Annotated in this window: 23 protein-coding genes; 10 read left to right on the forward strand and 13 right to left on the reverse strand. The window is 67.3% G+C overall.

The window, feature by feature from the left end:
- The first annotated feature begins 104 nt into the window (after window positions 1-104).
- A complete protein-coding gene (locus RQG82_RS03140; protein ID WP_311257665.1) occupies window positions 105-3,788 on the forward strand; it encodes a multifunctional oxoglutarate decarboxylase/oxoglutarate dehydrogenase thiamine pyrophosphate-binding subunit/dihydrolipoyllysine-residue succinyltransferase subunit in 3,684 nt (1,227 codons plus the stop codon).
- Window positions 3,789-3,873: 85 nt separating this feature from the next.
- On the opposite strand, the gene RQG82_RS03145 is transcribed toward RQG82_RS03140, so the two are convergent.
- From RQG82_RS03145 to RQG82_RS03155, 3 genes are read right to left on the reverse strand one after another with little or no spacing between them, the layout of a single operon-like run.
- Window positions 3,874-5,172, reverse strand: a complete 1,299-nt coding sequence (locus tag RQG82_RS03145; RefSeq protein WP_311257666.1) for a GNAT family N-acetyltransferase — start codon at window positions 5,170-5,172, stop codon at window positions 3,874-3,876.
- A gap of 41 nt (window positions 5,173-5,213) precedes the next feature.
- Window positions 5,214-5,459 carry a zf-HC2 domain-containing protein gene (locus RQG82_RS03150; RefSeq protein ID WP_311257667.1) on the reverse strand — a complete coding sequence of 82 codons (246 nt, stop codon included), beginning with the start codon at window positions 5,457-5,459 and terminating at the stop codon, window positions 5,214-5,216.
- A complete protein-coding gene (locus tag RQG82_RS03155; RefSeq protein ID WP_311257668.1) occupies window positions 5,456-6,118 on the reverse strand; it encodes a sigma-70 family RNA polymerase sigma factor in 663 nt (220 codons plus the stop codon). The genes RQG82_RS03150 and RQG82_RS03155 overlap by 4 nt, the downstream gene beginning before the upstream one ends.
- 69 nt (window positions 6,119-6,187) lie before the next feature.
- Between RQG82_RS03155 and aroA the strand changes: the two genes are divergently transcribed.
- From aroA to bcp, 3 genes are read left to right on the forward strand one after another with little or no spacing between them, the layout of a single operon-like run.
- On the forward strand, window positions 6,188-7,513 hold the full coding sequence (aroA, locus tag RQG82_RS03160) for a 3-phosphoshikimate 1-carboxyvinyltransferase (RefSeq protein WP_311257669.1): 1,326 nt from the start codon (window positions 6,188-6,190) through the stop codon (window positions 7,511-7,513).
- Window positions 7,510-8,583, forward strand: a complete 1,074-nt coding sequence (gene rsgA / locus RQG82_RS03165; RefSeq protein ID WP_311257670.1) for a ribosome small subunit-dependent GTPase A — start codon at window positions 7,510-7,512, stop codon at window positions 8,581-8,583. Before aroA ends, rsgA begins: the two co-directional genes overlap by 4 nt.
- A gap of 9 nt (window positions 8,584-8,592) precedes the next feature.
- Entirely contained in the window at window positions 8,593-9,066 is a 474-nt protein-coding gene (bcp, locus tag RQG82_RS03170; RefSeq protein ID WP_311257671.1) for a thioredoxin-dependent thiol peroxidase, read from the forward strand.
- Window positions 9,067-9,069: 3 nt separating this feature from the next.
- Here bcp and RQG82_RS03175 read toward each other — a convergent pair whose 3' ends face one another.
- Entirely contained in the window at window positions 9,070-9,453 is a 384-nt protein-coding gene (locus RQG82_RS03175) for a hypothetical protein (RefSeq protein WP_311257672.1), read from the reverse strand.
- Between the two features lie 235 nt (window positions 9,454-9,688).
- On the opposite strand from RQG82_RS03175, the gene RQG82_RS03180 reads away from it, so the two are divergent.
- The gene (locus RQG82_RS03180) at window positions 9,689-9,937 is read left to right on the forward strand and encodes a WhiB family transcriptional regulator (protein ID WP_028503730.1); all 249 of its coding nucleotides are present in this window, start codon (window positions 9,689-9,691) and stop codon (window positions 9,935-9,937) included.
- 75 nt (window positions 9,938-10,012) lie between these two features.
- Here the strand turns inward: RQG82_RS03180 and RQG82_RS03185 are convergent, their stop codons facing one another.
- Together RQG82_RS03185 and RQG82_RS03190 are read right to left on the reverse strand one after the other, a co-directional pair.
- Window positions 10,013-11,497, reverse strand: a complete 1,485-nt coding sequence (locus RQG82_RS03185; protein ID WP_311257673.1) for a histidine kinase N-terminal domain-containing protein — start codon at window positions 11,495-11,497, stop codon at window positions 10,013-10,015.
- 24 nt (window positions 11,498-11,521) lie between these two features.
- Window positions 11,522-11,908: an Rv3235 family protein gene (locus RQG82_RS03190; protein WP_311257674.1), complete on the reverse strand. Its 387-nt coding sequence runs from the start codon at window positions 11,906-11,908 to the stop codon at window positions 11,522-11,524.
- 127 nt (window positions 11,909-12,035) lie between these two features.
- Between RQG82_RS03190 and RQG82_RS03195 the strand changes: the two genes are divergently transcribed.
- The gene (locus tag RQG82_RS03195; protein WP_311257675.1) at window positions 12,036-12,647 is read left to right on the forward strand and encodes a hypothetical protein; all 612 of its coding nucleotides are present in this window, start codon (window positions 12,036-12,038) and stop codon (window positions 12,645-12,647) included.
- Here RQG82_RS03195 and RQG82_RS03200 read toward each other — a convergent pair.
- Window positions 12,635-12,913, reverse strand: a complete 279-nt coding sequence (locus RQG82_RS03200) for a helix-turn-helix domain-containing protein (RefSeq protein ID WP_311257676.1) — start codon at window positions 12,911-12,913, stop codon at window positions 12,635-12,637. The genes RQG82_RS03195 and RQG82_RS03200 overlap by 13 nt on opposite strands.
- Before the next feature lie 97 nt (window positions 12,914-13,010).
- On the opposite strand from RQG82_RS03200, the gene RQG82_RS03205 reads away from it, so the two are divergent.
- Together RQG82_RS03205 and RQG82_RS03210 are read left to right on the forward strand one after the other, a co-directional pair.
- Entirely contained in the window at window positions 13,011-13,631 is a 621-nt protein-coding gene (locus RQG82_RS03205; RefSeq protein WP_311257677.1) for an SAF domain-containing protein, read from the forward strand.
- Window positions 13,628-14,869 carry a P-loop NTPase gene (locus RQG82_RS03210; protein WP_311257678.1) on the forward strand — a complete coding sequence of 414 codons (1,242 nt, stop codon included), beginning with the start codon at window positions 13,628-13,630 and terminating at the stop codon, window positions 14,867-14,869. Before RQG82_RS03205 ends, RQG82_RS03210 begins: the two co-directional genes overlap by 4 nt.
- Here the strand turns inward: RQG82_RS03210 and RQG82_RS03215 are convergent.
- Both RQG82_RS03215 and secA read right to left on the reverse strand, forming a co-directional pair.
- Window positions 14,793-16,019 (reverse strand): pyridoxal phosphate-dependent aminotransferase, encoded by a 1,227-nt coding sequence (locus RQG82_RS03215; RefSeq protein WP_311257679.1) that lies wholly within the window; start codon window positions 16,017-16,019, stop codon window positions 14,793-14,795. The genes RQG82_RS03210 and RQG82_RS03215 overlap by 77 nt on opposite strands.
- Before the next feature lie 67 nt (window positions 16,020-16,086).
- Window positions 16,087-18,894, reverse strand: a complete 2,808-nt coding sequence (secA, locus tag RQG82_RS03220; RefSeq protein WP_311257680.1) for a preprotein translocase subunit SecA — start codon at window positions 18,892-18,894, stop codon at window positions 16,087-16,089.
- Between the two features lie 164 nt (window positions 18,895-19,058).
- On the opposite strand from secA, the gene RQG82_RS03225 reads away from it, so the two are divergent.
- On the forward strand, window positions 19,059-19,661 hold the full coding sequence (locus tag RQG82_RS03225) for a PadR family transcriptional regulator (protein WP_311257681.1): 603 nt from the start codon (window positions 19,059-19,061) through the stop codon (window positions 19,659-19,661).
- A gap of 63 nt (window positions 19,662-19,724) precedes the next feature.
- Window positions 19,725-21,062 (forward strand): hypothetical protein, encoded by a 1,338-nt coding sequence (locus tag RQG82_RS03230; protein WP_311257682.1) that lies wholly within the window; start codon window positions 19,725-19,727, stop codon window positions 21,060-21,062.
- A 64-nt stretch (window positions 21,063-21,126) separates the two neighbouring features.
- Here RQG82_RS03230 and hpf read toward each other — a convergent pair whose 3' ends face one another.
- The 4 genes from hpf to mtrB all read right to left on the reverse strand — a co-directional run bounded on the left by hpf (window position 21,127) and on the right by mtrB (window position 26,070).
- Window positions 21,127-21,783 (reverse strand): ribosome hibernation-promoting factor, HPF/YfiA family, encoded by a 657-nt coding sequence (hpf, locus tag RQG82_RS03235; protein ID WP_311257683.1) that lies wholly within the window; start codon window positions 21,781-21,783, stop codon window positions 21,127-21,129.
- 94 nt (window positions 21,784-21,877) lie between these two features.
- Complete coding sequence (locus tag RQG82_RS03240) at window positions 21,878-22,570, reverse strand: phosphoribosyltransferase family protein (RefSeq protein WP_311257684.1); 693 nt, start codon at window positions 22,568-22,570, stop codon at window positions 21,878-21,880.
- Between the two features lie 108 nt (window positions 22,571-22,678).
- Entirely contained in the window at window positions 22,679-24,397 is a 1,719-nt protein-coding gene (locus RQG82_RS03245; RefSeq protein WP_311257685.1) for a GerMN domain-containing protein, read from the reverse strand.
- A complete protein-coding gene (gene mtrB, locus RQG82_RS03250) occupies window positions 24,394-26,070 on the reverse strand; it encodes an MtrAB system histidine kinase MtrB (RefSeq protein ID WP_311257686.1) in 1,677 nt (558 codons plus the stop codon). Before mtrB ends, RQG82_RS03245 begins: the two co-directional genes overlap by 4 nt.
- Window positions 26,071-26,077: the final 7 nt, after the last annotated feature.

A 26,077-nucleotide genomic window follows, 5' to 3' on the forward strand; every position in this document is an offset into this window, starting at 1 on the left:
GAGGAAACACGTTAGGCTTGGAAGTCGAGAGTGTGCGGGCCCGGACGCATCACGCGTCCTGCTGTGCATACGTGGACTTCAGCGATGAAAGAGGGCGATCGAGCGTGTCGAACCAGGTGACCGGCGTCGGGGGCGACGGGGGGTTCGGAGCCAATTCCTGGCTCGTGGAAGAGCTCTACGAGCAGTACAAGGTGAACCGCGACTCCGTCGACAAGGAGTGGTGGCCCATCCTCGAGAAGTACCAGTCGGATGCCGCGACCGGCGCCGCAGCTCCCGCAGCCGCTGCCGAGCAGCCCGCGCATCCGGTGACCGCCCCCATCCCCGTCATCGGCACACAGCCCGTGGCGCGGACCACCACCAAGCCCGCCGCGGCTGCCCCGATTCCGGCGCAGGCCCCGAAGCCCGCGGCGAAGGCCGAGGCACCGGAGTCTGCTGAGCCCGTCGAAGAAGACAAGGTCACGCCGCTTCGCGGTCTGCCCAAGACCCTCGCCGCGAACATGGACGAGTCCCTGACCGTCCCCACCGCGACCAGCGTCCGCACGATCCCCGCGAAGCTGATGATCGACAACCGCATCGTCATCAACAACCACATGGCGCGCACCCGCGGCGGCAAGATCAGCTTCACCCACCTCATCGGATGGGCGTTGATCCGCACACTCGACGAGTTCCGCAGTCAGAACGTGTTCTACGCCGAGATCGACGGCAAGCCGTCGGTCGTGGCGCCGGCGCACGTGAACCTCGGCATCGCCATCGACCTGCCGAAGCCCGACGGCACACGCGCGCTGATGGTCCCCAGCATCAAGCGCGCCGACACGCTGACGTTCAGCGAGTACCTCGTCGCCTACGAGGACCTCGTCACGCGTGCCCGCAACAACAAGCTCACGGCCGCCGACTTCCAGGGCACCACGGTCTCGCTGACCAACCCCGGCGGCATCGGCACGGTGCACTCCGTCCCCCGCCTCATGAAGGGGCAGGGCTGCATCATCGGCGCCGGTGCGCTCGAGTACCCGGCGGAGTTCCAGGGGGCGAGCGAGAAGACGCTCAACGAGCTGGCGATCGGCAAGACCATCACCCTGACGAGCACCTATGACCACCGGGTCATCCAGGGCGCCGGTTCCGGAGAGTTCCTCAAGAAGGTGCACGAGCTGCTGATCGGGCAGCGCGGCTTCTACGACGACATCTTCGCCGCGCTGCGCATCCCGTACTCGCCGATCCGCTGGAACCCCGACATCGCGGTCGACCTCGCCGAGCGCGTCGACAAGCAGTCCCGCGTGCAGGAGCTCATCAACTCGTTCCGCGTGCGCGGACACCTGATGGCCGACATCGACCCGCTCGAGTACGTCCAGCGCTCGCACCCCGACCTCGAGATCGAGAGCCACGGCCTCACCTTCTGGGACCTCGACCGCGAGTTCGTCACCGGCGGATTCGGCGGACGTCGTGTCGCGAAGCTCCGCGACATCCTCGGAGTCCTGCGCGACTCGTACTGCCGCACGCTCGGCATCGAGTACATGCACATCCAGGACCCGGAGCAGCGTCGCTGGTTCCAGGAGAAGGTCGAGGTCAAGTACCAGAAGCCCGGCCACGACGAGCAGCTCCGCGTCCTCCGCAAGCTCAACGAGGCCGAGGCGTTCGAGACCTTCCTGCAGACGAAGTTCGTCGGTCAGAAGCGATTCTCGCTCGAGGGTGGCGAGTCGCTCGTCCCGCTGCTCGACGAGATCCTCCAGGGTGCGGCCACCGCGGGCCTCGAGGGCGCCGCGATCGGCATGGCGCACCGCGGTCGTCTGAACGTCCTGACGAACATCGCCGGCAAGACCTACGGCCACGTGTTCCAGGAGTTCGAGGGCACGCAGACCCCCGGCAACCAGCGCGGCTCCGGCGATGTGAAGTACCACCTCGGCACCGAGGGCACCTTCGTCGCCGACGACGGATCCGAGCTCCCGGTCTACCTCGCAGCGAACCCGTCTCACCTCGAGACCGTCGACGGCGTCCTAGAGGGCATCGTCCGCGCCAAGCAGGACCGCAAGCCGATCGGCACGTTCGCCTGGCTGCCGATCCTGGTGCACGGTGACGCGGCCTTCGCCGGTCAGGGCGTGGTCGTCGAGACCCTCCAGATGTCTCAGCTGCGCGGATACCGCACCGGTGGCACGATCCACGTCGTCGTCAACAACCAGGTCGGCTTCACGACCCTCCCCAACGACTCGCGCACCTCGGTGTACTCGACGGACGTCGCGAAGACGATCCAGGCGCCGGTGTTCCACGTGAACGGCGACGACCCCGAAGCCGTCATCCACGTCGCGCAGCTCGCGTTCGAGTATCGCGAGCGGTTCCACCGCGACGTCGTCATCGACCTCGTGTGCTACCGCCGCCGCGGGCACAACGAGGGAGACGACCCCTCGATGACGCAGCCGCTGATGACCGATCTGATCCAGGCGAAGCGATCGGTGCGCAAGCTCTACACCGAGTCGCTCGTCGGCCGCGGCGACATCACCGAAGAGGAGTACGACGAGGCCAAGGCCGACTTCCAGAACCGCCTGGAGATCGCCTTCGCCGAGACCCACGCCGCAGAGACCGGTGCCAACCAGGTCGCTCAGGACCTGCCTCCCGCTGACGAGCAGGTCGGCGCCCCGGAGATCACCGGAGTCTCGAACGAGGTCATCCAGCTCATCGGCGACGCGTTCGTCAACAAGCCCGAGGGCTTCACCGTTCACCCGAAGCTCCAGCAGCAGCTCGAGAAGCGTCTCGACATGAGCCGCAACGGCAACATCGACTGGGGCTTCGGCGAGCTTCTCGCCTTCGGTTCGCTCCTCGTCGAGGGCACGCCCGTGCGGCTCGCAGGGCAGGACTCGCGCCGCGGCACGTTCGTGCAGCGTCACGCGACTCTGCACGACCGCGCGAACGGCCAGGAGTGGCTGCCGCTGTCGAACCTGTCGGAGTCGCAGGGGCGCTTCTTCATCTACGACTCGCTCCTGAGCGAGTACGCGGCGCTCGGCTTCGAGTACGGCTACTCGGTCGAGGCGCCTGAGGCCCTCGTGCTGTGGGAAGCCCAGTTCGGCGACTTCGTGAACGGCGCCCAGACGGTCATCGACGAGTACATCTCGGCGGCCGAGCAGAAGTGGGGACAGCAGTCCAGCGTCACCCTGCTCCTCCCCCACGGCTACGAGGGTCAGGGACCGGACCACTCCTCCTCTCGCATCGAGCGCTTCCTGCAGATGTGCGCGCAGGAGAACATGATCGTCGCGCGCCCCTCGTCGCCTGCGTCGTACTTCCACCTGCTGCGCCGTCAGGCGTACGCGCGTCCGCGCAAGCCGCTCATCGTCTTCACGCCGAAGGCCATGCTGCGTCTGCGCGGTGCGACGAGCCCTGTCGAAGCCTTCACTCAGGGCCGCTTCGAGCCCGTGCTCGACGACAACCGCGGTCTCGACCGCAACGCCGTGAAGCGCGTGCTCGTGCACTCTGGCAAGGTCCACTGGGATCTCAAGGCCGAGCTCGACAAGAACCCGAACCCCGAGATCGCACTGGTCAGGCTCGAGCAGCTGTACCCGACGCCGATCGACGGGCTGAAGGCCATCACCGACTCGTACCCGAACGCCGAGCTGGTGTGGGTGCAGGAAGAGCCGGAGAACCAGGGAGCATGGCCGTTCCTTGCTCTCGCCTTCGCCGATGTGCCCGGTGACCGCAGCTTCCGTCCAGTGTCGCGTCCCGCGTCGGCATCGCCGGCGACCGGCTCGTCGAAGGTGCACGCGGCCGAACAGGCGAAGCTCCTGCGAGACGCCCTCACCATCAGCTGACGGCTATACGAGAACCAGCGAGAGGCTCACGGTGATCCCGTGAGCCTCTCGCTGTTCAATCTGTCGTCGTCGCGGTGGGTGTCTCTCAATACCAGATGCCGAGAAGCGGGGCATCTGCCGTGCGGAACGCATCGTCCAGCGATGCCGCCGTCTCAGCCGATGCACGCAGACGGCCGGCCGCGCGCAGCCGAACGGCACTGACCCCGCCGGCGTAGATCGACGAGAGAGCCCCGACGCCGAGAACGACGTCGGCCTCTACGTCGTCATCGGCGCGCGTGACATCAGCCTTTCCATCGGCATCCGAGGTCAGTCGCCACGAGCCTTCGCTGAAGCCGAGAGCGTCTTCGACGCTGAACACCACATCGAGGGGTGCCCGGTACGTGCGCGCGCTGAGCGCAGCCGACACGTCGAGGATGCGCAGCCACCCGTGATCGTGCGGAGTGAACTCCACGCCTCGCTGGTCGTTGACGAGCCAGGTGATCGGATCGTCGACCGGACGCAGGTCGACGATCACCTTCGACACCAGATCGTGCTGCAGAGCGAATCTCCAGAGCGCGGACAGGGCGTCCGTCGTGGTCGAGGTCAGGTGGTGGATCGTCATGTCGGCGCGGAAGCTCCCCGCGACCTCCTTGAGCGTGTAGGCCATCGCACCCCGCACTGCTCCGTCGGCATCGATGTAGCGCACGCCTCGAACGGCCCGCGGCTCTGTCTGACCCACGGACAGTCCGGCGATCCGCTCCCAGCGCGCGTCCCACCCTGCGATCTGACCGGAGCGCTGTGTGCGCGCCTCCTCATGCAGAGCGGACAGGTCCTTCTGAAGCGTCTCGCGGTCTATGTACTCGATGCGGCCATCCGTCGTCGGGCCGTTCCAGCCCGCTCTCGGCGCATCGATCGACACCTTGGCGGCAGGGATCGCCGAGGCGAACCCGTATCGCTCGTAGATCGTCGCCTCCGAGACGGTGAGGCCGGCGAGTGCCAGACCCGCTCCTGCGGCGGCACGCAACTCGCCTTCGAGCAGGTTGCGTGCGATGCCGCGGCGACGATGAGTGCCCGAGACCGTCACAGCGCTGATCGCCCACATGCCGAGCTCGCCGCCGGGCACCGTCAGCGGTGTGACCCACGAGTTGACCGTGGCGACCGGGAAGGCGCCGTCGGGGGCGTTCTCCTCGAACACACCGACGTTGCGTCGGGTCGAGAGCAGTGCTCGGTCTGCGACGATCTGCTCGGGCGTGGGATCGGCATCGAGGAAGCCCCGGGCTTCTGCCCGCAGGAAGGCCTCGGTATCAGCATCCGACCCATTGTCGACGAGTCGGTAGACGAGGTTCTTCGCAGCCAGGCGCCCAGCGGACACAGGATCAACGGGGACGGTTAGCGCGTCGGTCATTCCTCCACCCTATGGGCAGGCGCAACCCACGGCGTCCCGGGTCAGTGCTGTGAAGCCTGCACCTCGCGCAGTCGAGCGAACACCTGGTCACGCAGCTCTTCGGGTGCCGTCTCCTTGCACGCGCGAGCTACGACCTCGGTGAGAGTCGTCGCCACGAGAGCCTCGTCCCGGCAGGACGGGCACTTCTCGAGATGCTCGCGGATCTCGGTGTGCTCGGTGTTGCACACCTCGTTGCGGAGGTACTCCTCGAGATCCTTGCGGGCCTTGTCGCAGCCGCAGTCGGTCATTTCTTGCTCCTCGGTTCGGCCGCGGAGATTCCCCGCTCCACGGCGTAATCAGCCAGCAGCTCGCGCAGCATCCGCCTGCCTCGATGCAGGCGGCTCATCACGGTGCCGATGGGTGTCTTCATGATGTCCGCGATCTCCTGATAGGCGAAGCCCTCGACATCAGCGAGGTACACCGCCAACCTGAAGTCCTCGGGAACGGCCTGCAACGCGTCCTTGACGACCGATGCGGGCATGTGGTCGATGGCTTCCGCCTCGGCCGAACGACTGTGCGACGCGGTGGTCGACTCCGCACCGCCCATCTGCCAGTCCTCGAGCTCGTCGATCGTGCCCTGGAACGGCTCGCGCTGCTTCTTGCGGTAGATGTTGATGTACGTGTTGGTGAGGATGCGATACAGCCATGCCTTCAGGTTCGTGCCCTGCGAGAACGTCGCCCAAGACCCGTATGCCTTGACGAAGGTCTCCTGCACGAGGTCAGCAGCGTCTGCCGGGTTGCGCGTCATGCGCATCGCCGCGGCATAGAGCTGATCCATGAACGGGATCGCCTGTTCCTCGAATTCGCGCCGAGGGTCGCTGACCGTCTCTGCGGTTGCCGTGTCATCCATCACCGGCCAGTCTAGGCGGGTGAGGTCGACCGACTCGCGTTCCAGCGTTGCGAGCATGCTCTCTCCTTGTCGGCGTGCGCCCATATTCGATCATCCGGACACTCGCGTTTACTAAGGTGGGAACCGATGAGCGCCAACAGGTATTCCCCCTCCCCTGTCCAGGGCGTCTATGTCGCGCCCACCAGCACCGCGGCCGTTCATGCGACCGTGACGATCCCCGGATCGAAATCGCTCACGAATCGCGAACTCATCATCGCCGCGATCGCGGACGGTCCGGGCAGACTCATCGCTCCTCTGCACTCCGACGACTCCCGCCGCATGATCGACGCCCTCCGCGCCCTGGGCGTCGGTATAGAAGAGATCGACGGCAATGGAGAGTTCGGGCCCGACCTCGCGATCACTCCGGCCAAACTCGTGGGCGGCACGACGATCGACTGCGGCCAGGCCGGCACGGTGATGCGCTTCATCGCGCCGCTGGCCGGGCTCGCCCAGCGCGACGTGCACCTCACCGCTCATGAGACCGCCCTGCACCGTCCGATGGGTGGCCTCATCAGCGCCCTGCGCGACCTCGGAGTCGACATCGACGATGAGGGCACGTGGGCCCTGCCGTTCACCGTCCGCGGCCACGGCCGCATCCGCGGCGGGCGCGTCGAGATCGACGCCTCGGCATCCAGCCAGTTCGTCTCGGGACTCCTGCTCGCTGCCCCGCGCTTCGACGTGGGCCTGCACCTCGTGCACACCGGCGACCATCTTCCGAGCCTGCCGCACATCGACATGACCATCGAGGCGCTGAGTCGGCGCGGCATCCGGATCGAGCGACCTGCGGCGGGCGAGTGGCTCGTCGAGGCGGGCGTACCACGCGCGAAGGAGATCGCCATCGAGCCCGATCTCTCGAACGCCGCGCCGTTCCTCGCCGCTGCGCTGGTCACGGGCGGCGCGGTGTCGGTGCCCGGCTGGCCCGTGCACTCGACCCAGCCAGGTGCGCTGCTCCCCGAGATCCTGCAGGCCATGGGCGCGCATGTCGGCCGTCACAGCGGAACCCTGACGGTCAGGGCAGGGTCCGAGATCCGCGGGCTCGACATGGATCTGTCGGCGGCGAGCGAGCTGACCCCGACGCTCGTCGGGCTGGCGGCGTTCGCCTCCGGCCCCACCACGATCCGCGGCATCGGTCACATCCGACTCCACGAGACCGATCGCATCGCGGCTCTCGTCGGCGACATCCGCGCCCTCGGGGGCGAGGCGGAAGAGCTCTCCGACGGCCTGCGCATCATTCCGCGACCGCTGCACGGTGGCCGCTGGGCTGCACACCACGACCATCGGATGGCGACGACGGGTGCCCTCATCGGCCTGCGCGTTCCCGGCGTCGAGATCGACGACATCGGCACCACGTCCAAGACCCTTCCGGAGTTCACCCTCCTGTGGGAGCGAATGCTGCGAGGCGCATCCACGTGAGCTGGCTCGACGACTCCGACGACCTCGACGACGACTTCGAGGACTATGACGAGAGCAGCATCCGCACGCGCCCGAACCCGAAGGCCAACCGCCCTCGCACCAAGCGACGCCCGGCTCATGACGACGCGCAGATCGGCCGCGTCCTCGGGGTGGACCGAGGTCGGTACTCCGTTCTGATCGACGAGGACACGCCTGACGAGCGCATGATCACCGCCGCACGCGCGCGAGAGCTTCGCCGGAACCCGATCGTCACCGGTGATCACGCCAAGGTCGTCGGCGACATCTCAGGTGAAGACGGCACTCTGGGGCGGATCATCGGCATCGCCGACCGCACGTCCCTGCTTCGACGCAGCGCCGACGACACCGACCAGGTCGAGCGGGTCATCGTCGCGAACGCCGATCAGATGCTCGTCGTCGTCGCCGCCGCCGACCCCGAGCCCCGTGCCCGCCTGGTCGACCGCTACCTCGTGGCCGCGTTGGATGCGGGCGTACGTCCGCTCCTCGTGGTCACCAAGACCGACCTGGCCGACCCCAGTGCGTTCCTGTCGCACTTCGACGGACTCGACGATCTGCGCGTCTTCACCAGTGCGCAGGATGAGATGCCGGTCGACGAGATCGGCGCTGCCCTCGTCGGGCACTCCACGGTCTTCGTCGGGCACTCCGGCGTGGGAAAGTCGACGCTCGTGAACGCTCTGGTGCCCAGCGCTCTGCGCGCGACGGGGCACGTCAACCAGGTCACCGGCCGTGGCCGGCACACCTCCTCATCGACCGTGTCGCTGCGATACGTCAGCGCGGAGGGCAACGGTTGGGTGATCGACACCCCCGGCGTCCGCTCCTTCGGTCTCGGGCATGTGAACCCCGCGAACATCCTCGCCGCCTTCACCGAGCTGGCGGAGATCGCCGAGAAGTGCCCCCGCGGATGCACGCACCTCGCGGATGCTCCGGATTGCGCGCTCATCGAAGCGGCCGAGAGCGGCGAGCTGAGCGAGACGGGTCGAGCGCGGCTGGACTCGCTGCAGAGGCTTCTCCAGACCTTCGCCGACAAGGCGGAGCAGACGCCCGGCCGGTAGGCTTGACGCGTGACTGTGCGCCTCGAACCCGGATCCGCTGCCCCCGACTTCGCTCTTCTCGACCAGGACGGCACGACCGTCCGACTCGACGATCTGCGCGGCCAGAAGACCGTGCTGTACTTCTATCCTGCCGCGATGACGCCCGGCTGCACGACGCAGGCATGCGACTTCCGTGACAGCATCTCGTCTCTCGAGGGCCCCGGATACCGCGTGATCGGGGTCTCGCGCGACGAGCCTGCGAAGCTCGCCGAGTTCCGCGAGCGCGACGGCCTGACCTTCACCCTTCTCAGCGACCCGGACAAAGCCGTGCACACCGCATACGGCGTCTGGGGCGAGAAGATGAACTACGGCAAGGTCGTCGAAGGTGTCATCCGCTCGACATTCGTGCTCGACGAGCAGGGCACGATCACCCTTGCTCAGTACAACGTCAAGGCCACCGGTCACGTCGCGCGTCTGCGCAAGCTGCTCGGCATCGACGCCTGAGAGTCACTCGGCAGGACGCTCGTTCTCGGCGCGTGTGCTCGCGATCAGCAGTGAGAAGCACAGCAGCGCCGGCAGCCCGACTCCCACGGTGAACGCCCAGGCGACCGGCTGCAGCGTCAGCGAGGCCAGCGCGAGCGCGATGGCGAGCACCTGGAAGACGACGCCCCCCGAGCGCGCCCACGAATGGCCCGTTCTGGTGCCGACCGCGAAGGCGATGAGGGCGACAGCCCCGATGACCGTGAGCACGATGAGGGCGAGCGCCGTCGGCAGCGATGCGGCATCACCTGCGCCGAAACCGACCAGTTCGATGAGGGCGAAGACGATCAGAGCGGCGCCCTCTGCCGCGAGGACCGCGGAAGCTGCCAGAGCGAGGCCGGGTGAGCGCACTGTTGTCTCCTGAGAATCGAATGAGAACGGCAGAAACCCTTGATTTCGCCGGTTTCATGTAACAGAATAGACAGCGTCATGTGCTCCCACAGCGGCGTGGGGCGGGCTTCGCGCTCGCATCACAGAAAGCGGGCATCCGTCCGTATCTCATACAGGGTAGCTGAACCCGATCTGCACCCGAAATCCGAGTCGTCGCAATGCGATGATTTCTGAAAAACCACACCGAGGAGCCCCCATGGACTGGCGCGATAAGGCCGCCTGCCTGACTGTCGACCCCGAGCTGTTCTTCCCTGTCGGGAACACGGGTCCGGCCGTCGACCAGATCGAGAAGGCCAAGACCGTCTGCGCCACCTGCACGGTGACCGAGATCTGCCTGCAGTACGCCCTCGAGTCCAGCCAGGACTCGGGCGTGTGGGGCGGCCTCTCCGAAGACGAGCGCCGTGCTCTCAAGCGCCGCGCCGCTCGCGCCCGCCGCGCCTCCTGAACGTCGAGAAGCGGCCCGAGACGATGTCTCGGGCCGCTTCTCTGTCTCCGCTCGACGCTGCGGCCGATTCTTCGCCTATTTCGTCAGCCAGCGAAGCGGGATGTCGATGACGACCTCGGTGCCCTCGCCTTCGCTCCCCCGCCATTCGATCGATCCGCTGAGCTCGCCCTGGATGAGCGTGCGGATGATCTGCGTTCCCAGCCCCTGACCGATCCGCCCTTCCGGCAGGCCCTTGCCGGTATCGTGCACCGTGACCCGCAGATTCTCCTCGGTGCGCGCCGCATCGATCGTGACCATGCCCTCCTGCCCTGCGAGGCCGTGCTCCACGGCATTCGTGACGACCTCGGTGAGAGCGAGCGCCAGCGGTGTCGCGTACTCGCTCGGCAGGACGCCGAAGCGGCCGGTCGACCGCGTGCGCGCACGGGTGTTCGGCGCGGACGCGACCTCGGCCACGAGCTTGAGGACGCGGTGGAACACCTCGTCGAAGTCGACCTTCTGCGTCAGGCCCTGGGCCAGCGTGTCATGCACCACGGCGATCGCGTCGACGCGCCTCATCGCCTGGGTCAGCGCATCGCGTGCCTCATCGGAGTGCGTGCGTCGCGCCTGAATGCGAAGCAGCGACGCGACAGTCTGCAGATTGTTCTTGACCCGGTGGTGGATCTCGCGAATCGTCGCATCCTTGGTGATGAGCTCCTGCTCCTGATGGCGCAGCTCCGACACATCGCGGCACAGGAGGATCGCACCGATACGGGTTCCGTGATCCTTCAGCGGAATCGCCCGCAGCGACACCGTGACCCCACGCGCTTCGATGTCGGTCCGCCACGGTGCGCGCCCGGTGACGACGACGGGCAGAGACTCGTCGACCTGTCGAGACGGCGGCACGAGCCTCGTGGTGACCTCCGCGAGGGATTCACCCTCGAGCTCGTCATCGAAACCCATGCGGTTGAACGCCGAGAGCGCGTTCGGGCTGGCGAACGTCGTGATTCCGTCGACATCGATGCGGATCAGGCCGTCTGACGCGCGCGGGGCGCCGCGGCGAGGGGACGTCGGAGCGGCCGGATCAGGGAAGCTGCCGTCGGCGATCATGCGGAAGATGTCGTTGGCGCACTCGTCGAACGTGATCTGCTGCCGAGACGGAGTCCGAGCTTCGCCGAGGTTCGTGTGCCGGGTGACGACTCCGATGACCATCGTCCGGTGCTCACCGCCGCGACGTTCGTTGACGATCGGCACAGCTCTGACACGCGTCGGGGTCTCTTCGAACCAGTCCGGTGAAGACGAGTCCACGATCTTCGCGGAATCGAATGCGCCCTGCACCTGCGTGCGCCACTGAGGGCGCACCCGCTCTCCGACGATGTCCCGATAGAAGAGGGTGGCCGCTCCACTCGGACGGGCGTGCGCGACAGCGACGAACGAGCCGTCGTCGGTCTCGATCCACACCACGATGTCCGCGGAAGCGAGGTCCGCGAGAAGCTGACCGTCACCGGCGAGCCGGTGCAGCCACTCGACATCGTTGTCGGCAAGACGGCCCTGGGCATTGGCGAGGTCGCTGAGCGTTGACACCTCACCAGCCTAGAGCGCGCGAGCTCAGAGAACAGCCAGCGACGTCGCCCGCCAGCGACGGTCGAGTCCTTCGAGACGGATCGCCACCGCCCGGGTGCGACCAGGCCCCGCGACGACGACGACAGCTTCGACCTTGCCGTCGACGGGTTCTGTCACGCGGATCGACAGGATCTCGAAAGTCGGGCGCGCAGGCGAGACCCCCCTCGCGCTGCGCGCCCTTGCCGAGAGATTCGCCCGCGTCACCAGGCTCCGGTACGCGTCTTCGTTGAACCAGCGGGCGAGCTGATCGACTTCCCTGACTCCCGCGAGCACCTCGAGCACGCCCTGCGTCAAACTCCGCAACAGCGGCTGGGGATCCGGCAGCTCGGCGCGAGGCGTCGGCTGTGGTGCGAAGTACTCGTGAAGCATCATCTGAGGCACTCTCCATCGGGAAGACTGGGCCAAGTAGAGCATGCGTCCCGTCGCCGTTCGGGTCGCTTCCGCGATGTATGTGGATAACTCGTACATGCCCCCGCGGACATCATTTACGGTGGGGCGCGTGCACTGGGATCGACTGTTCGAAGACCTCGAAGGCCAGCTGGCGTCGGAGTGGGAAAGCGAGCGCGCTGCGCTGGATGCCGAATCCGAGCGCTTGCGCATCTCGAGGCTCGAGCTTCGCAGCCGCCTCAGGGTGCTCTGCGCCGCGGCCGCTCCCACCACCATCGACCTGCCGGGCGGAAAGCGTGTGCGGGCCCGCCTCAACGCGCTCGGCTCGGATTGGATCGCCGCGACGATCGCGCAGGCCGAGGAATCGACGACGAAGCGATCGACTCTGATCGTTCCGTTGCACGCGGTACGCGGGCTGACCCTCGATCACGGCCTGCTGCTGTCCAGCCTGGACGAGGACGACGACTCCGTGCCCGTGCTCCGCGAGCGCATGTCGCTCGGGTTCGTTCTGCGTGATCTCGCCCGGCGACGCGTTCCGGTGAGAATCGCCAGCGTCGACGGCTCAGACATGCACGGAACGATAGACAGGGCGGGAGCAGATCATCTGGACCTCGCTCTGCACGATCCGGGCGAGGCGCGGACTGCCTCGGCGGTGCGCAGCTTTCAGATCATCCCGTTCGCCGCTGTCACCTCGGTGCAGACCGTCGGAGATCAGATGCCGTGACGGCGGGAAGTACCCCAGACCTCCGGAAAGCTCGCCTCGTTCGCCTGACGCCAGAGCGCCATGCGTCTGGCCTCTTCCGACTGCTCGGCGAGATACTCAGAGAGGCTCGACTCCTCGATGCGCCATCTGGCCGGTGCGCCGAGCTTGGACCCGCGCAGGCGCCCCTCGTAGACGAGCTCGATGACCTCGTCTACCCCGATACTCAGCAGCTCCGCCACCTGCGCCGGCGCGAGGAAGCTCTGCGCGGGTTGGGAGGAATGAGGCATGCTCCCATTGTCCTCCTGCCGTGGCGGACCGCCAGCGCCGATCCGATGCTGTGGATAAGTCTCGAGCAGGCGCCTCGATTTCTGTGACCATGTCGACATGAGCAAGTTCGTCCGTTCCCGTCGCGCCGTCTGGGGTGACGCGCGCTTCCTCATCGGCATCGCCGTCGTCGCATTGTCGATCGGCGGCGTCTGGGCCGTCGTCTCCTCGTCCGGCACCACGACCCCGGTGCTTCAGGCGACACGCACGATCACTCTCGGCGAAGCGCTCGTCTCTGATGACTTCCAGGTCGTCGAAGTCGGACTCGGCACGGTCAGGGACCGCTACCTCGCGCCGCAGGAGCTTCACGCCGGCCAGGTCGCGTCGCGCACGGTCGTCGCAGGAGAGCTCATGGCGACCTCTGCGGCTGAGGACGCCGATGCGAACAGGACGACCACGATCGTCGTCGAGAGCAGCACGGGTATCCCGGCCGATGTCACCGCCGGGAGCATCATCGAGCTCTGGCACTCACCACCGATCGACGATGGCGGCAGTCAGGGGCCGCCTCGTATCCTCGTGGCCGACGCGATCGTCGCATCGGTCACAAAGACGGAGGGGATGCTCGCCGCCGAGGGCACGACCGCGGAGGTCGTGATCGACCGAGCGGATGTCGCCGAGGTACTGGCCGCGATCACCGGCGGCTCTGTTCTCTCGGTCGTACCGATCGGTTCGACCCGATGACCTCGGTCATCATCGCTGTTCCGGAGTCCCGCGCGCGCGGCTTGGCCGATGAGCTCGAGATGGAAGGCATCAGTGTGGTCTCCATCGTGCCGCCGAGCAGAATCCTCCCTCTGCCCGAAGGCGTCGATGTCGCCATCGTCGCCGCCACCCGTGCGGTTCTGACATCCGAGCTCATCGCCGAGTGCGACAGGGCGGGCGTGCGGATCATGCCGCTCGGCGACAGCGACAGCAGACTGCTCGGACGCTACGGACTCGCCGCCGCGCTCCCGGCGGATGCGAGCGGATGGGAGGTTGCGGCAGCGTTGACCGCTGACATCCCCGATGCCGTCGAGCGTGCCTCATCAGCTCCGCATCGCGTCACGGCCGTGTGGGGCCCGTCCGGTGCCCCCGGAAGGTCGACCATCGCGATCCAGCTCGCCGTCGAACTCTGCCGGACGGGGCGACGCACCGCTCTGGTCGATGCAGACACCGTCGCACCATCACTCGCGCTGCTTCTGGGCCTCAGCGACGATGCGCCGGGCATCGCGGCCGCGTGCCGGCGCGCAGAACTCGGCGCGCTCGACTCAGCCGAGCTCACGAGGCTTGCTACGGTCCTCGAGACGAGCGCGGGAGAGATCGACGTCCTCGGCGGCATCAATCGTCCGGGGCGCTGGCCGGAACTCGGAGCACGTCGCCTGCAGACGACTCTGCGCGCCTGCCGCAGCTGGGCGGAGGAGACCGTCGTCGACGTGGCGAGCGCCTTCGATGCAGACGACGAAGCGACGTACGACCTCACCGGACCGCGCCGCCACGCGGCCACGGTCGCGGCCCTGCAGGAGGCGGACGCGATCATCGCGGTCGCGTCGGCCGACCCCCTCGGCATCAGTCGCTTCGTCCGGGAGCATGCCGAGCTCAGAAGACTCACGACCCCGACACCCATCAGGGTCGTCGTGAATCGCGTCCGACCCGGCCCCTTAGGGATCGACGCGCGCGGTCAGATCCGGCGCACACTCGAGAGATTCGCGGGCATCACAGACATCGCGTTCCTGCCGTTCGACCAGCGCGCCGCCGACTCCGCTCTGCTGCACGCACGGCCGATGGCAGACCTCACCCCGCGTTCCACCCTGGTCGCCGGCGTGCGCCGCATCGCAGAGACATACGCTTCTGCGATGCCGCAGCCGTCTACTGGCGGTAGCTCGAGAGGAAGTTCCCGAGGCGCTCGACGGCTTCTGCGAGCACGCGAGGCTCGGGGAGCGTGACCAGCCTGAGGTGATCGGGCGTCGGCCAGTTGAAGCCGGTTCCCTGCACGAGAAGGATGTGCTCGGAGACCAACAGGTCGTAGACGAGCTTCGCATCGTCCCTGATCTCGTGGACATTCGGGTCGAGGCGGGGAAAGGCGTACAGCGCGCCGACAGGCTTGACGCAGGAGACGCCGGGGATCGACTCGAGCCCCTCCCAGGCGATGTCGCGCTGCTCGTGCAGGCGCCCGGTGGGAGCGATCAGGGAATCGATCGACTGCACTCCCCCGAGAGCCGCCTGCACCGCGTACTGCGCAGGCACGTTCGGGCAGAGGCGCGTGGACGCCAGGAGGTTGATCCCCTCGAGGAACCCCTTCGCGTGGTCCTGCGGCCCCGTGATCACGAGCCATCCGGACCGGAATCCGGCGACTCGATACGTCTTCGAGAGTCCGTTGAACGTGAGGCACAGAAGATCGGGCGCCAGCGTGGCCGTCGGGATGTGCACCGCACCGTCGAACAGGATGCGGTCGTAGATCTCGTCGGACAGCAGCAGCAGCTGGTTCTCCCTCGCGATCTGCACCATCCCCTCGAGGATCTCGCGAGAGTAGACGACGCCCGTCGGGTTGTTGGGGTTGATGATCACGAGCGCTTTGGTGCGAGGAGTGATCTTCGATCGGATGTCCTCGAGGTCGGGCTGCCAGCCGTTGTCCTCATCGCAGAGGTAGTGCACGGGAGTGCCGTCAGCCAGACTCGTCATCGCAGTCCACAGCGGATAGTCGGGTGCCGGGATGAGAACCTCGTCGCCCTCGTCGAGGAGCGCCTGCATGGTCATCGTGATGAGCTCGGACACGCCGTTGCCGAGGAAGACGTCCTCGGGATCGAACCGGGGGAACCCGGGGATCTCCTCATACCGGCTGACCACGGCACGACGCGCCGAGATGATCCCCTTGCTGTCGCTGTACCCGTGGGCGGTCGGAAGCGCCGCGAGCATGTCGTGCACGATCTGGTGGGGTGCCTCGAAGCCGAAGATGGCGGGGTTGCCCGTGTTGAGCTTGAGGATCCGGTGTCCCTCGGCCTCGAGCCGCGCCGCCTCGACGAGCGTGTTTCCACGGATCTCGTACAGGACGTTCTTGAGCTTCGACGACTGGTCGAAGTGGCGCGTTGGTGTCATTGCGCAAGCCTACAATGACGCGAAGAAGGGCCGATCCATCCGGACCGGCCCCTCGTCGTTCGTCCTGCTACTTCTTCTTCTTGCCCTGTGCCCGGCGCTGCTCACGGTTGCCGGCAGGTGCTGCCGGGGCCTCCGTGCGCTGCCCGAAGGCTCCGCGCGGAGCCTCCTCTGGCTCGGCCTGCTCGGCCGGCGCCTGTCGCGCGGCAGCCGCCTGACGGAGCTTCTCGGTCGCAGCCTGCTGAACCTGACCTCGGTCGTCGCGCACCTCGACCTCGCCGGCATCGTTCGCCGCCGAGTATTCGAGGCGCTGTTCGCCGGCGCCTTCGGCGAGACCCTTGGCCTCGACCTCGGCGGTCTGCGAGTCGCCTGCCCGGCGCACCTCGACCTCGAGGTTGTAGAGGTAGCCGACGGACTCCTCCTTGATCTGCCCCATCATCGACTGGAACATCGCGTAACCCTCGCGCTGGTACTCGATGAGCGGGTCGCGCTGAGCCATGGCACGGAGGCCGATGCCGTCCTTGAGGTAGTCCATCTCGTAGAGGTGATCGCGCCAGCGACGATCGAGCACCTGGAGCACGACACGACGCTCGAGCTCTCGGGTGGCCGCTTCTCCGAGCGACTCCTCGCGGGTCTCGTAGGCGATCTTCGCGTCGGACAGCAGTTCGCGGGTCAGACCGTCCGCAGTGATCCCGCCCTTGCGGCCCGCGGCCTCGGACACGACCTCGTCGATCGTCACGCTGACCGGATAGAGCGTCTTGAGCTCCGTCCAGAGTGCGTCGAAGTCCCAGCTCTCGTTGTGACCCTCGCCGGTGTGATCCCGCACTACGCCGCTGATCGCATCCTCGATGAAGTGCTGCACCCGGTCGGCGATGTCGTCGCCCTGCAGGATGTGGCGACGGTCGGCGTAGATCGCCTCACGCTGGCGGTTCAGGACATCGTCGTACTTGAGGACGTTCTTGCGCATCTCGGCGTTGCGGGACTCGACCTGCGACTGAGCGCTGCGGATGGCCCGCGACACGAGACCCGACTCGATCGGGACGTCGTCGGGGAAGTTGGTGCGAGCCAGGATCGCCTCGGCGGCCCCCGACTGGAACAGACGCATCAGGTCGTCGGTGAGGCTCAGGTAGAAGCGGCTCTCGCCCGGGTCGCCCTGACGACCGGAACGGCCTCGCAGCTGGTTGTCGATGCGACGAGACTCGTGGCGCTCGGTGCCCAGGACGTAGAGGCCGCCGGCCTCGATGACCTTCTCGGCCTCCTCGGCAACGATCGCCTTCATCGCCTCGTAGGTCTCGTCCCACGCGACCTCGTACTCCTCGGGCGTCTCGACCGGGTCGAGACCCTTGCCCTTGATCTCCTGCACGGCGAGGAACTCGGCGTTGCCGCCGAGCATGATGTCGGTTCCACGACCGGCCATGTTGGTGGCGACGGTGACTGCGCCGAGACGCCCTGCTCGTGCCACGATCTCGGCCTCACGCGCGTGGTTCTTCGCGTTCAGGACCTCGTGCTTGACACCCTTCTTGGCGAGGAGTCGCGAGAGGTACTCGCTCTTCTCGACGCTGACCGTGCCGACGAGCACAGGCTGGCCGTTCGCGTGGCGCTCGGCGATGTCCTCGACGACCTGGGCGAACTTGGCGGTCTCGTTCTTGTAGACGAGATCCGACTGATCCTTGCGGACCATCGGCCGGTTCGTGGGGATCGGGATGACGCCGAGCTTGTAGGTCGACATGAACTCGGCCGCCTCGGTCTCGGCGGTACCGGTCATGCCTGCGAGCTTGTCGTAGAGACGGAAGTAGTTCTGCAGTGTGACCGTGGCGAGCGTCTGGTTCTCGGCCTTGACCGGCACAGCCTCTTTCGCCTCGATCGCCTGGTGGATGCCCTCGTTGTAGCGGCGCCCGACCAGGATGCGGCCGGTGTGCTCGTCGACGATCATGACCTCGTCGTTCATGACGACGTAGTCGGTGTCCTTCTTGAACAGCGCGAGAGCCTTGATCGAGTTGTTGAGGAACGAGATCAGCGGGGTGTTCGCAGACTCGTAGAGATTGTCGATGCCGAGGTAGTCCTCGACCTTTTCGATGCCGGGTTCGAGCACGCCGACCGTGCGCTTCTTCTCGTCGACCTCGTAGTCGACGCCCGCTTCGAGAGTGCGGGCGATCTTCGCGAACTCGGCGAACCAGCGGTTGGCCTCACCCGACGAGGGGCCGGAGATGATCAGCGGCGTCCGGGCCTCGTCGATGAGGATCGAGTCGACCTCGTCGACGATCGCGAAATAGTGGTCGCGCTGGACGAGGTCTTCCTTGCGCCACGCCATGTTGTCGCGGAGATAGTCGAAGCCGAACTCGTTGTTCGTGCCGTAGGTGATGTCGGAGGCGTACTGCTCACGGCGCACAGCCGGAGTCTGACCGGAGACGATGATTCCCGTCGACATGCCGAGTGCCCGGTACACGCGGCCCATGAGCTCGGCCTGGTAGCTCGCGAGGAAGTCGTTGACCGTGATCACGTGGACGCCCTCGCCCGCGATCGCATTCAGATAGGCCGGGAAGGTGGCGACCAGGGTCTTTCCCTCACCGGTCTTCATCTCGGCGATGTTGCCGAGGTGGAGTGCGGCACCACCCATGATCTGCACGTCGTACGCGCGCATCCCGAGCGTGCGCTTCGCCGCCTCGCGCACCGCGGCGAACGCCTCGGGCATGAGCTGGTCGAGCGACTCGCCCTTCGCGAAACGCTCGCGAAGCTCGACGGTCTCGTTGCGCAGTTCGTCGTCCGTGAGCTTGGAGATGTCCTCTTCCAGCGCGTTCACGGCCTTCACCACCTGGTTCAGACGACGGATGACCCGCCCTTCTCCAGCGCGCAGCAGCTTCTCAAGAGGATTCGCCACAGATGTCATCTCCCTGTCGATGGTTCCAGCGGCGCCGCTTGTCGGGCGCGTGCCAGGCATACCTTGTCATGTTACCCGTCCGTGACCTGCACGTAGTCTGCATGGCGCGCCGCCAAGATGTTTCCGAGTATGTATATATTGATCCACGACACCGGGAGGTCCATATGTCGGTCCGACAGAGTCTGCTCGCGATCCTCGCGCAGGGCCCCTGCTACGGCTACCAGCTGCGCCACGAGTTCGACCGACGCACCGGTTCGGTCTGGCCGCTCAATGTCGGTCAGATCTACAACACGCTCGAGCGCCTCGAGCGCGACGGACTCGTCGAGCGTGGAGCGGTGGATCTGCAGGGTCATGTGTACTGGGAGATCACCGACGCCGGGGCGTTCGAGGTCGACCGATGGCTGGAATCCCCCGTCGCACGGAGCCAGGCCACGCGCGACGAGCTCGCGATCAAGCTCGCTGTCGCGGCGACCCTCCCGGGCGCGGATGCGACCCGCGTGATCGCGACTCAGCGCGCGGCGTCGGAGGAGCATCTGCGAGAGCTCACCACGGCGAGGGAGTCACGAGCGGACGACAGCCCTCAGGGGCTCGCGTGGTCGCTCGTCGTCGACTCGATGATCTTCACCGCGGACGCCGAGCTCCGCTGGCTCGATCATGTGCAGACGCGGCTCGCACAGCATCCCCAGCACGCGCTCGCCCTGGAGCTGACGACCGAGCGACCGAAGCGCGGCCGGCCGGCGAGGGCAGAGGTCGCGGCACTCGTCTGAACGGAGTTCGCCTGAAGCGTATGCACAGCCAGCGATGTCGCCCGGGAAACTAGGATCAGTCCTATGGCTGGAATATGGGGCAGACGCAAGCGCGAGCAGGAACAGCTCGCCGCACAGGACGCCGACCTGGCTCGCCGCGCAGAGCAGGCACTCGTCTCTGCTGACGAGCGCATCAGGAGCACCTCCGACGAATTGGCATTCGCGGAGGCCGAGCTCGGCGAACAGCTGACTCGGGATCTGAAGAAGGCACTGAGCGCGGTGCGCACTCACCTGCGCGAGGCATTTCAGCTCCACCAGCTCAACCACGACGAGATCCCCGATACTCCCGAAGAACTCCGCACCCGCAACGCGCGGATCATGCAGCTGTGCGACTGGGCGCAGGATCTGCTCGACGAGAAGACATCGGACCTCGCGACATCGATCTCGAAGGTGCGCCGAGCACCAGAGGTCATCGCCCAGGTGCGAGCGGATGCCGAGACGCTGAGCGCGCGTATCCCGCACACCAACGAGACCGTCGCCCGTCTCTCCTCGCGATACGCCGATTCGGCGATGCACCAGATCACGGCCAGCGCTGCCGAAGCCGAGCAGCTGATCGCCTTCGCCACCCATGGCGCCGCCGTATCCGAGCGGCGTCGCGCCGCGAAGCAGAACGAGGAGGCGAACCTCGCCCTCGAGACCGCCACCGAGGCGACTCGCCGCGCATCCGCTCTGCTCGATGCCGTGGAGGATTTCGAGATCGAGGCGCTGCGCGCGGAGTCGACCCTCGCCGAAGTCGTCGCGGACTCCCGCAACGACCTCATCGCAGCTCGGACCGCTCCGCAGGTGCCGGCCGTGGCTGCCGCGGTCTCCGCCCTGCAGGACGCGCTCAGCGCCCTGTCACCCGCAGGATCACCCGGAGACCCCTTCGCGGAGCTGTCGCAGCTGCGCGAGGCGAACACCGCCCTCGACGACGCGATCGCCACCGCTCGCCACCGCGAAGCGCATCCGCTGCCCAGCATCCAACAGGTGCAGCACGCGATCGACGACGCGGATCGTCAGCTGGGTGTCGCCCGCGGACTCATCGCAGGGCACCGGGGCTGGATCGGTGCGGATGCCCGCACGCGCCTCGCGGAGGCCGAGAGGCTGCGCGTCGACCTCTCGGATCTGCTTCCGGCGGAGGAGACCCGCGACGAGGCGCTCGCCAGCGCCCGGCGCGTGGCGCACCTCGCCTCGGAAGCGCTGCAGTTGGCTCAGCGTGACATCGATTCATCCCGCCCGCAGGACCAGGGCTGGGGCGGCGGCGACGGCTGGGGCGGCGGCGGCTGGAGCGGTGGCGGCCGACGCGGCGGTGGCAGCGACGTCGCCTCCGGGATTCTCGGCGGCCTCGTGATCGGAAGCATCCTCGACGGGATCTTCGACTGATCTCACGATCAGAACACGACGACGGCCCGGCTCCTTCTGGAACCGGGCCGTCGTCGTATCAGCCTCAGGAAGCGAGTGCCTCAGAGGGCGGAGCCTGGGTCTCGAGCGCGATCACACCGTAGTCCCAGCCCTTGCGTCGGTAGACGACGCTCGGGTGATCGGTGCGTACGTCGACGAACAGGAAGAAGTCGTGCCCGACCAGCTCCATCCGGTCGACGGCCTCTTCGACCGTCATCCATTCCGCTCCGAAGTTCTTGGTGCGGATGACCACCGGCGAGTAGGCCTCCTCGTCGTCGTTCTGGATCGGCACAGCGCCCGTCGCGACCGCGCGAAGGACCTCCACGGATGCCGGCTGGACATCGATGCCCTCGAGCGCACCGGTCTCCTTCTCGAAGTGCGCCCCACGCGGATGCTGGCGTCCGTCGACTCGCTTCTCCTTGGCTCGGCGAAGCTGTTCGGCCATCTTGTCGACGGCCATGTCGAGTGCGACGAACTTGTCTCCGTCCGTGGCCTCGGCGCGCACGACAGGACCTTTGCTGACGAGCGTCAGCTCGACGGTCTCATCCGGCACATGACCGTTGCGGTACACCCGGTGGGTGACCTTGACATCCAGCCGTTGCGCACGGGACGCGAACGTCTCGATCTTGGCGATCTTCTCTTCGACAACGGTTCGGAATCGATCGGTGATACCCACCCCGACGCCAACGATGCTCGTTTCCATTGCTGCCTCCTTGTCCCGGTCCTCCCGGCCAAGGGCGGACCGTGGTCGCCTTGTGACCCCCAACGGTAGTCCGCCTGACCTCGGATGTCACGGGTCATTTGCTGCGTGTCTCCGATGCGTTCACATTCCGTTCGCCGAGACGGGGCGTCGCGGCGAGCGCGACCGCCGACACGACCCGGACGCCAGCCTCTCTCAGCGTGCGAGCCGCTTCGTCGAAAGTCGCTCCCGTGGTCACGACGTCGTCCACCAGAACGACGGCTCCGCCCTCGATCATCGGTCGCGAGCGCATGGCCCCCCGCACGTTCTCCGCTCTGCTCGCCGAGTCGAGTCCGCGCTGATCCGTGCGGCGACCCTGCAGTACGAGCAGGCGATCGGGCACCGAACCCGCCCGTCGGATCAGCAGCTCGGGCACACGGTAGCCCCGCCGTCGGAACGCACCCCGTGACGTCGGGATCGGCACGAGTCGCACCGGCTCATCGAACTCCGCCTGGGACTCGACGACGTCGGCGAGGACCGCACCCAACGCGGCTCCGAGTGGGCGCGCGAGCATCGTCTCGCCGTCGTCCTTGAGCCTGCGGATGCACCGGGCCGCGATCGACTCGAACGGCATGGCGGCGCGGACGAGCAGGCCGGCCGGTGTGCGGCGCGTGAGCGGCGCAGGTCGGATGCCCTGCCGACACGCGTCGCACAGCAGGGTCTCGGGTCGGTCGCAACCTGCGCAGGTCGCTGCGAGCAGAAGAGCGAGCACCTCGACGCCGATGGCGTGGGCAAGCGGAGGCGACGGCATCCGTCGATCCTGCCGCACCGGCCAGGCGCCTCGATCGCAGACCGATGCGGAGACCGTCGGCGGTGAGCACTCAGCCCGTGAAGGCCTGCCGTGCAGAGTCAGTCGTGCTCAGTGGCCTGCTCTGGTGGCGAGAAGCGAGACTCCGGTGATCGACTCGCTCCACGCCGACCCGGTTCGCGCGAACACGGCGCCGTCCGCGCCGAGAACCCGCAGCCCGGTCGCGACTCGCGAGCCCGCTATCGACACCGCATCCGTCGGAGCGACTTCGGCCGTTCCCGGCCCTCCGACGACCTGCGTGACGACCATCCGGTCGGCCGAGTCGGTCAGAAGACCCAGACGGTCGGCTCCCAGCCAAACGAGACCCGCAGCGCTGCCGTCGAGCTGCGCCACCGGCTCGGTCGGTCCGAGTTCGGTGGGCAGTCCGGTCTCGTCGCGGATCACCGAGGAGACGACGATCCAGCGCTCGCCCCCGATCACGACGGCGGCGGCGACTCGCGCGCCATCGGCCGACACTCGGACGGCGGAGACCGCCGAGGCTTCGGGCCACGCGCCCGCGATGGGCTGCGGGGCGACATCGCTGCCGATCGCCTGCAGAGCGGCCGGAGCATTCGACGGCACCGACCAGGTGTAGTCGTAGGGGTCCAGCGACGGCCGAACCAGCGACGGCCGCGCATCCAGCTCGTCCCAGCCGCCTTCTCCGGCGAGCCACACATGCCCGTCGATCAGCTGCACGGCCGCGTGCGAGCTGTCGACCGACACGTCGATCGCCGTGACGGGCTGACCCGCGTTGAGAATCTGATCCGTGACACCGGGGATCGGGGTGATCTCGCCGCCCACCAGCATGCCGAACGTCCCATCTTTTATGACGAGGCTGCCCGCATCCGCTGTGTCGGTCACGACCTCGACGACGCCGGATTCCAACGCCCGGCCGTCGACCGTGAAGCGCACCTGGTCGATCTGCACCCCCGCAGCGACGAAGGTGGCCTGAAGCTGCGTGCGCATGCGTGCCAGGGTCGTCGGGTCGAGGCTCAGCGCCGCGCGGTTCAACGCGACATCGGCGATCTGATCCGTATCGATCGGCACGGCGTCGCGGGCGAGCTGCACCTCCTGCGGGAACGCGCTCTGCACCGCCGGGTCGAGCCACGGGCTCGGTGCGCCGCCGATCAGCGACTGCGCGATGGTCGTGGCCACCGTGGCGCGTCTGGGGAACCAGCGCACGTCGGGCACGAGACGCTCCCAGGTCTGGTTGAAGTACTGCAGGGCGTAGTCGTCATAGACCCGCGCGAACCTCGACTCGTCGATCACCACACCGTCGGGGGCCTCAGCGATCCGCCATTGGCCTTTCGTACGCTCGACCACGAAGGCGGAGTTGGAAGCGCCGAAGGCCTCGGAGTACGCCCCGGTCGCGTCGACGCTGGCGACCTGGTCGAAGGCGACTCGCACGTCGGCGGTGTCTCCGTCCTCGGCCTCGCTGTCGTCTTCGATGTTCGAGCTGAACGAACGCGTCGCGGCGCTCACGTCGATCGACACCCCGGTGTTCGGACGCCAGGTCGACGCGAGTTCGGGCGTGAGGAACCTTCGGGCGGTGTCCCAGTTGTCGGCAGGAGTGATCGCCGCCTCCATGAAGCCCTCGACGATCTCCTCCGGGCCCGCACCGTCTACAGGGTCGGAGGCCAGCGGAAGGAAGTCCTGACCCTCCGGAGATGCACCGAGGGGATTGCCCCGCTGCACGTCTCCGGTCGTCGGAAGCCCTGTGCACGCAGACAGGAGGAGCGCTGCGGTCGCGATCGCGAGCCCCCGCATCGCACGTCGGGTCCTGGCCGTCATTCGATGCTCCCTCGATCGAACAGCTCGGCCGGCACGTCGGCGAGCTGGATCGGCTGCGTGGCGTCATCGATATCGCCGGGACGCTCCTGCGGCTCGATGGGGATGGGTGAAGGGCCGTCCGTCGCGTCCCCCCTGCGAGGCAGCGTCAGCACGAAGTTCGTGCCGACCCCGAGTTCGGACCAGACGTCGAGCGATCCGCCGTGCAGAGTCGCGTCGCCCAGCGCGATAGACAGCCCGAGCCCCGTGCCCCCGAGAGTGCGCTGGCGAGAGGGGTCCGCCCGCCAGAATCTGTCGAACACCCGCTCGGCATCGGCCGGATCCATGCCGAGACCGAAGTCGCGGACGCCGGCGGCCACGGCGTGCTGGTTGCTGTCGACGGTGATCACGATCGGCCTGCCCTCGCCATGCTCGATCGCATTGCCGATCAGGTTGCGCAGCACTCGGCGCACTCGCCGCGGATCCATGTCGACGGGCGAGTACCCGCCCGGTGCCACGAGCCTCAGCTCGCTGCCCCGGTCGTCGGCGAGAGGCTGCATCTGCTCGATGATGTCCTCAGCGAGGTGTGCGAGGCTCGTCGCCTCGAGTTCGAGCTGCACGGAGCCTGCGTCGTAGCGGCTGATCTCGAGCAGATCCGACAGCAGCGTCTCGAACCGCTGCACCTGGGTGTGCAGGAGCTCGGTGGTGCGCGCGGTGGTCGGGTCGAAGGCGCCGCGTTGATCGTTCAGCATGTCGGCCGCGAGACGGATCGTGGTGAGCGGAGTCCGCAGCTCGTGCGACACGTCGGACACGAAACGCTGCTGCACGAGCGACAACTCGCCGAGCTCCTTGATCTGGGACTCGATGCTGTCGGCCATGGCGTTGAAGGAGCGCCCGAGCGTCGCTATCTCGTCTTCGCCGTGCACGTCGATGCGCACCCCGAGGTCGCCCGATGCCAGACGCGCGCTGGTCTCCGCGGCCTCCACGATAGGGGTCGACACCGTGCGGAGAACGATGAACGAGATCGCGGCGACGATCGCGACGAGACCGATCCCGGCGACCCAGAGAGTCCGCTGCACGAACAGCAGGGTGTTGTCGGCATCAGCCAGGTCGTAGGCGAAGTAGATCTCGAACGGACCGGCCTCGGGCACTCGCAGCTGCTGTCCGACGATGATGCCCGGCACCTCCCGACCGCCGACCTCGAGCGGTACCGACTGCCAGGACTGCCAGTCGTCGAACTCGACCACCCTGTTCCTGAGGCCGGAGCTGATCAGATTGTCGCTGAGCCCGGCGGTGAAGCCGTTGAGCGGGACGTCCGGGTCGACCTCCATGCGGAATCCGGCGAGGCCCTCGGCCGTCGAGTTGCGGCCCAGGTCCTCCTGCACGCCGTCCCACAGCTCGGGCAGCGCGGCCGGATCGTCGCCGAGCGCAGTGGCATCGAGAGTCGCCTGAGCCTGATTCACCGAGCGCGCTGCATCTTCGAGCGCCTCAGCCTTGCGCGACTCGAACAGATCGTTCTGGATCACGAGCGCCATGGTCACGCAGGTGATCAGGATCGCCGTAGAGGTCAGCAGAAGCGTGATCGTCAGCGTTCGGAACCGCAGGGAACTGCGCCACAGCCCTCGAAGGACGGTCGGCCAACCACGCCAGTCGCGGATGACAGCGACCGCCGTGGTGGTCGCTGTGGTCGCGGCCATCGTGGGC

It is taken from the genome of Microbacterium sp. WCS2018Hpa-9, from assembly GCF_031843745.1.
Classification (GTDB): domain Bacteria; phylum Actinomycetota; class Actinomycetes; order Actinomycetales; family Microbacteriaceae; genus Microbacterium.

Excerpts from the sequence above, each read along its gene's own strand:
- RQG82_RS03145 (WP_311257666.1), bottom strand. The coding sequence starts at position 5,172 with ATGACCGACGCGCTAACCGTCCCCGTTGATCCTGTGTCCGCTGGGCGC.
- RQG82_RS03150 (WP_311257667.1), bottom strand. The coding sequence starts at position 5,459 with ATGACCGACTGCGGCTGCGACAAGGCCCGCAAGGATCTCGAGGAGTAC.
- RQG82_RS03155 (WP_311257668.1), bottom strand. The coding sequence starts at position 6,118 with ATGCTCGCAACGCTGGAACGCGAGTCGGTCGACCTCACCCGCCTAGAC.
- aroA (WP_311257669.1), top strand. The coding sequence starts at position 6,188 with ATGAGCGCCAACAGGTATTCCCCCTCCCCTGTCCAGGGCGTCTATGTC.
- RQG82_RS03180 (WP_028503730.1), top strand. The coding sequence starts at position 9,689 with ATGGACTGGCGCGATAAGGCCGCCTGCCTGACTGTCGACCCCGAGCTG.
- RQG82_RS03190 (WP_311257674.1), bottom strand. The coding sequence starts at position 11,908 with ATGATGCTTCACGAGTACTTCGCACCACAGCCGACGCCTCGCGCCGAG.
- RQG82_RS03200 (WP_311257676.1), bottom strand. The coding sequence starts at position 12,913 with ATGCCTCATTCCTCCCAACCCGCGCAGAGCTTCCTCGCGCCGGCGCAG.
- RQG82_RS03205 (WP_311257677.1), top strand. The coding sequence starts at position 13,011 with ATGAGCAAGTTCGTCCGTTCCCGTCGCGCCGTCTGGGGTGACGCGCGC.
- RQG82_RS03210 (WP_311257678.1), top strand. The coding sequence starts at position 13,628 with ATGACCTCGGTCATCATCGCTGTTCCGGAGTCCCGCGCGCGCGGCTTG.
- RQG82_RS03215 (WP_311257679.1), bottom strand. The coding sequence starts at position 16,019 with ATGACACCAACGCGCCACTTCGACCAGTCGTCGAAGCTCAAGAACGTC.
- RQG82_RS03225 (WP_311257681.1), top strand. The coding sequence starts at position 19,059 with ATGTCGGTCCGACAGAGTCTGCTCGCGATCCTCGCGCAGGGCCCCTGC.
- RQG82_RS03230 (WP_311257682.1), top strand. The coding sequence starts at position 19,725 with ATGGCTGGAATATGGGGCAGACGCAAGCGCGAGCAGGAACAGCTCGCC.
- hpf (WP_311257683.1), bottom strand. The coding sequence starts at position 21,783 with ATGGAAACGAGCATCGTTGGCGTCGGGGTGGGTATCACCGATCGATTC.
- RQG82_RS03240 (WP_311257684.1), bottom strand. The coding sequence starts at position 22,570 with ATGCCGTCGCCTCCGCTTGCCCACGCCATCGGCGTCGAGGTGCTCGCT.
- RQG82_RS03245 (WP_311257685.1), bottom strand. The coding sequence starts at position 24,397 with ATGACGGCCAGGACCCGACGTGCGATGCGGGGGCTCGCGATCGCGACC.
- mtrB (WP_311257686.1), bottom strand. The coding sequence starts at position 26,070 with ATGGCCGCGACCACAGCGACCACCACGGCGGTCGCTGTCATCCGCGAC.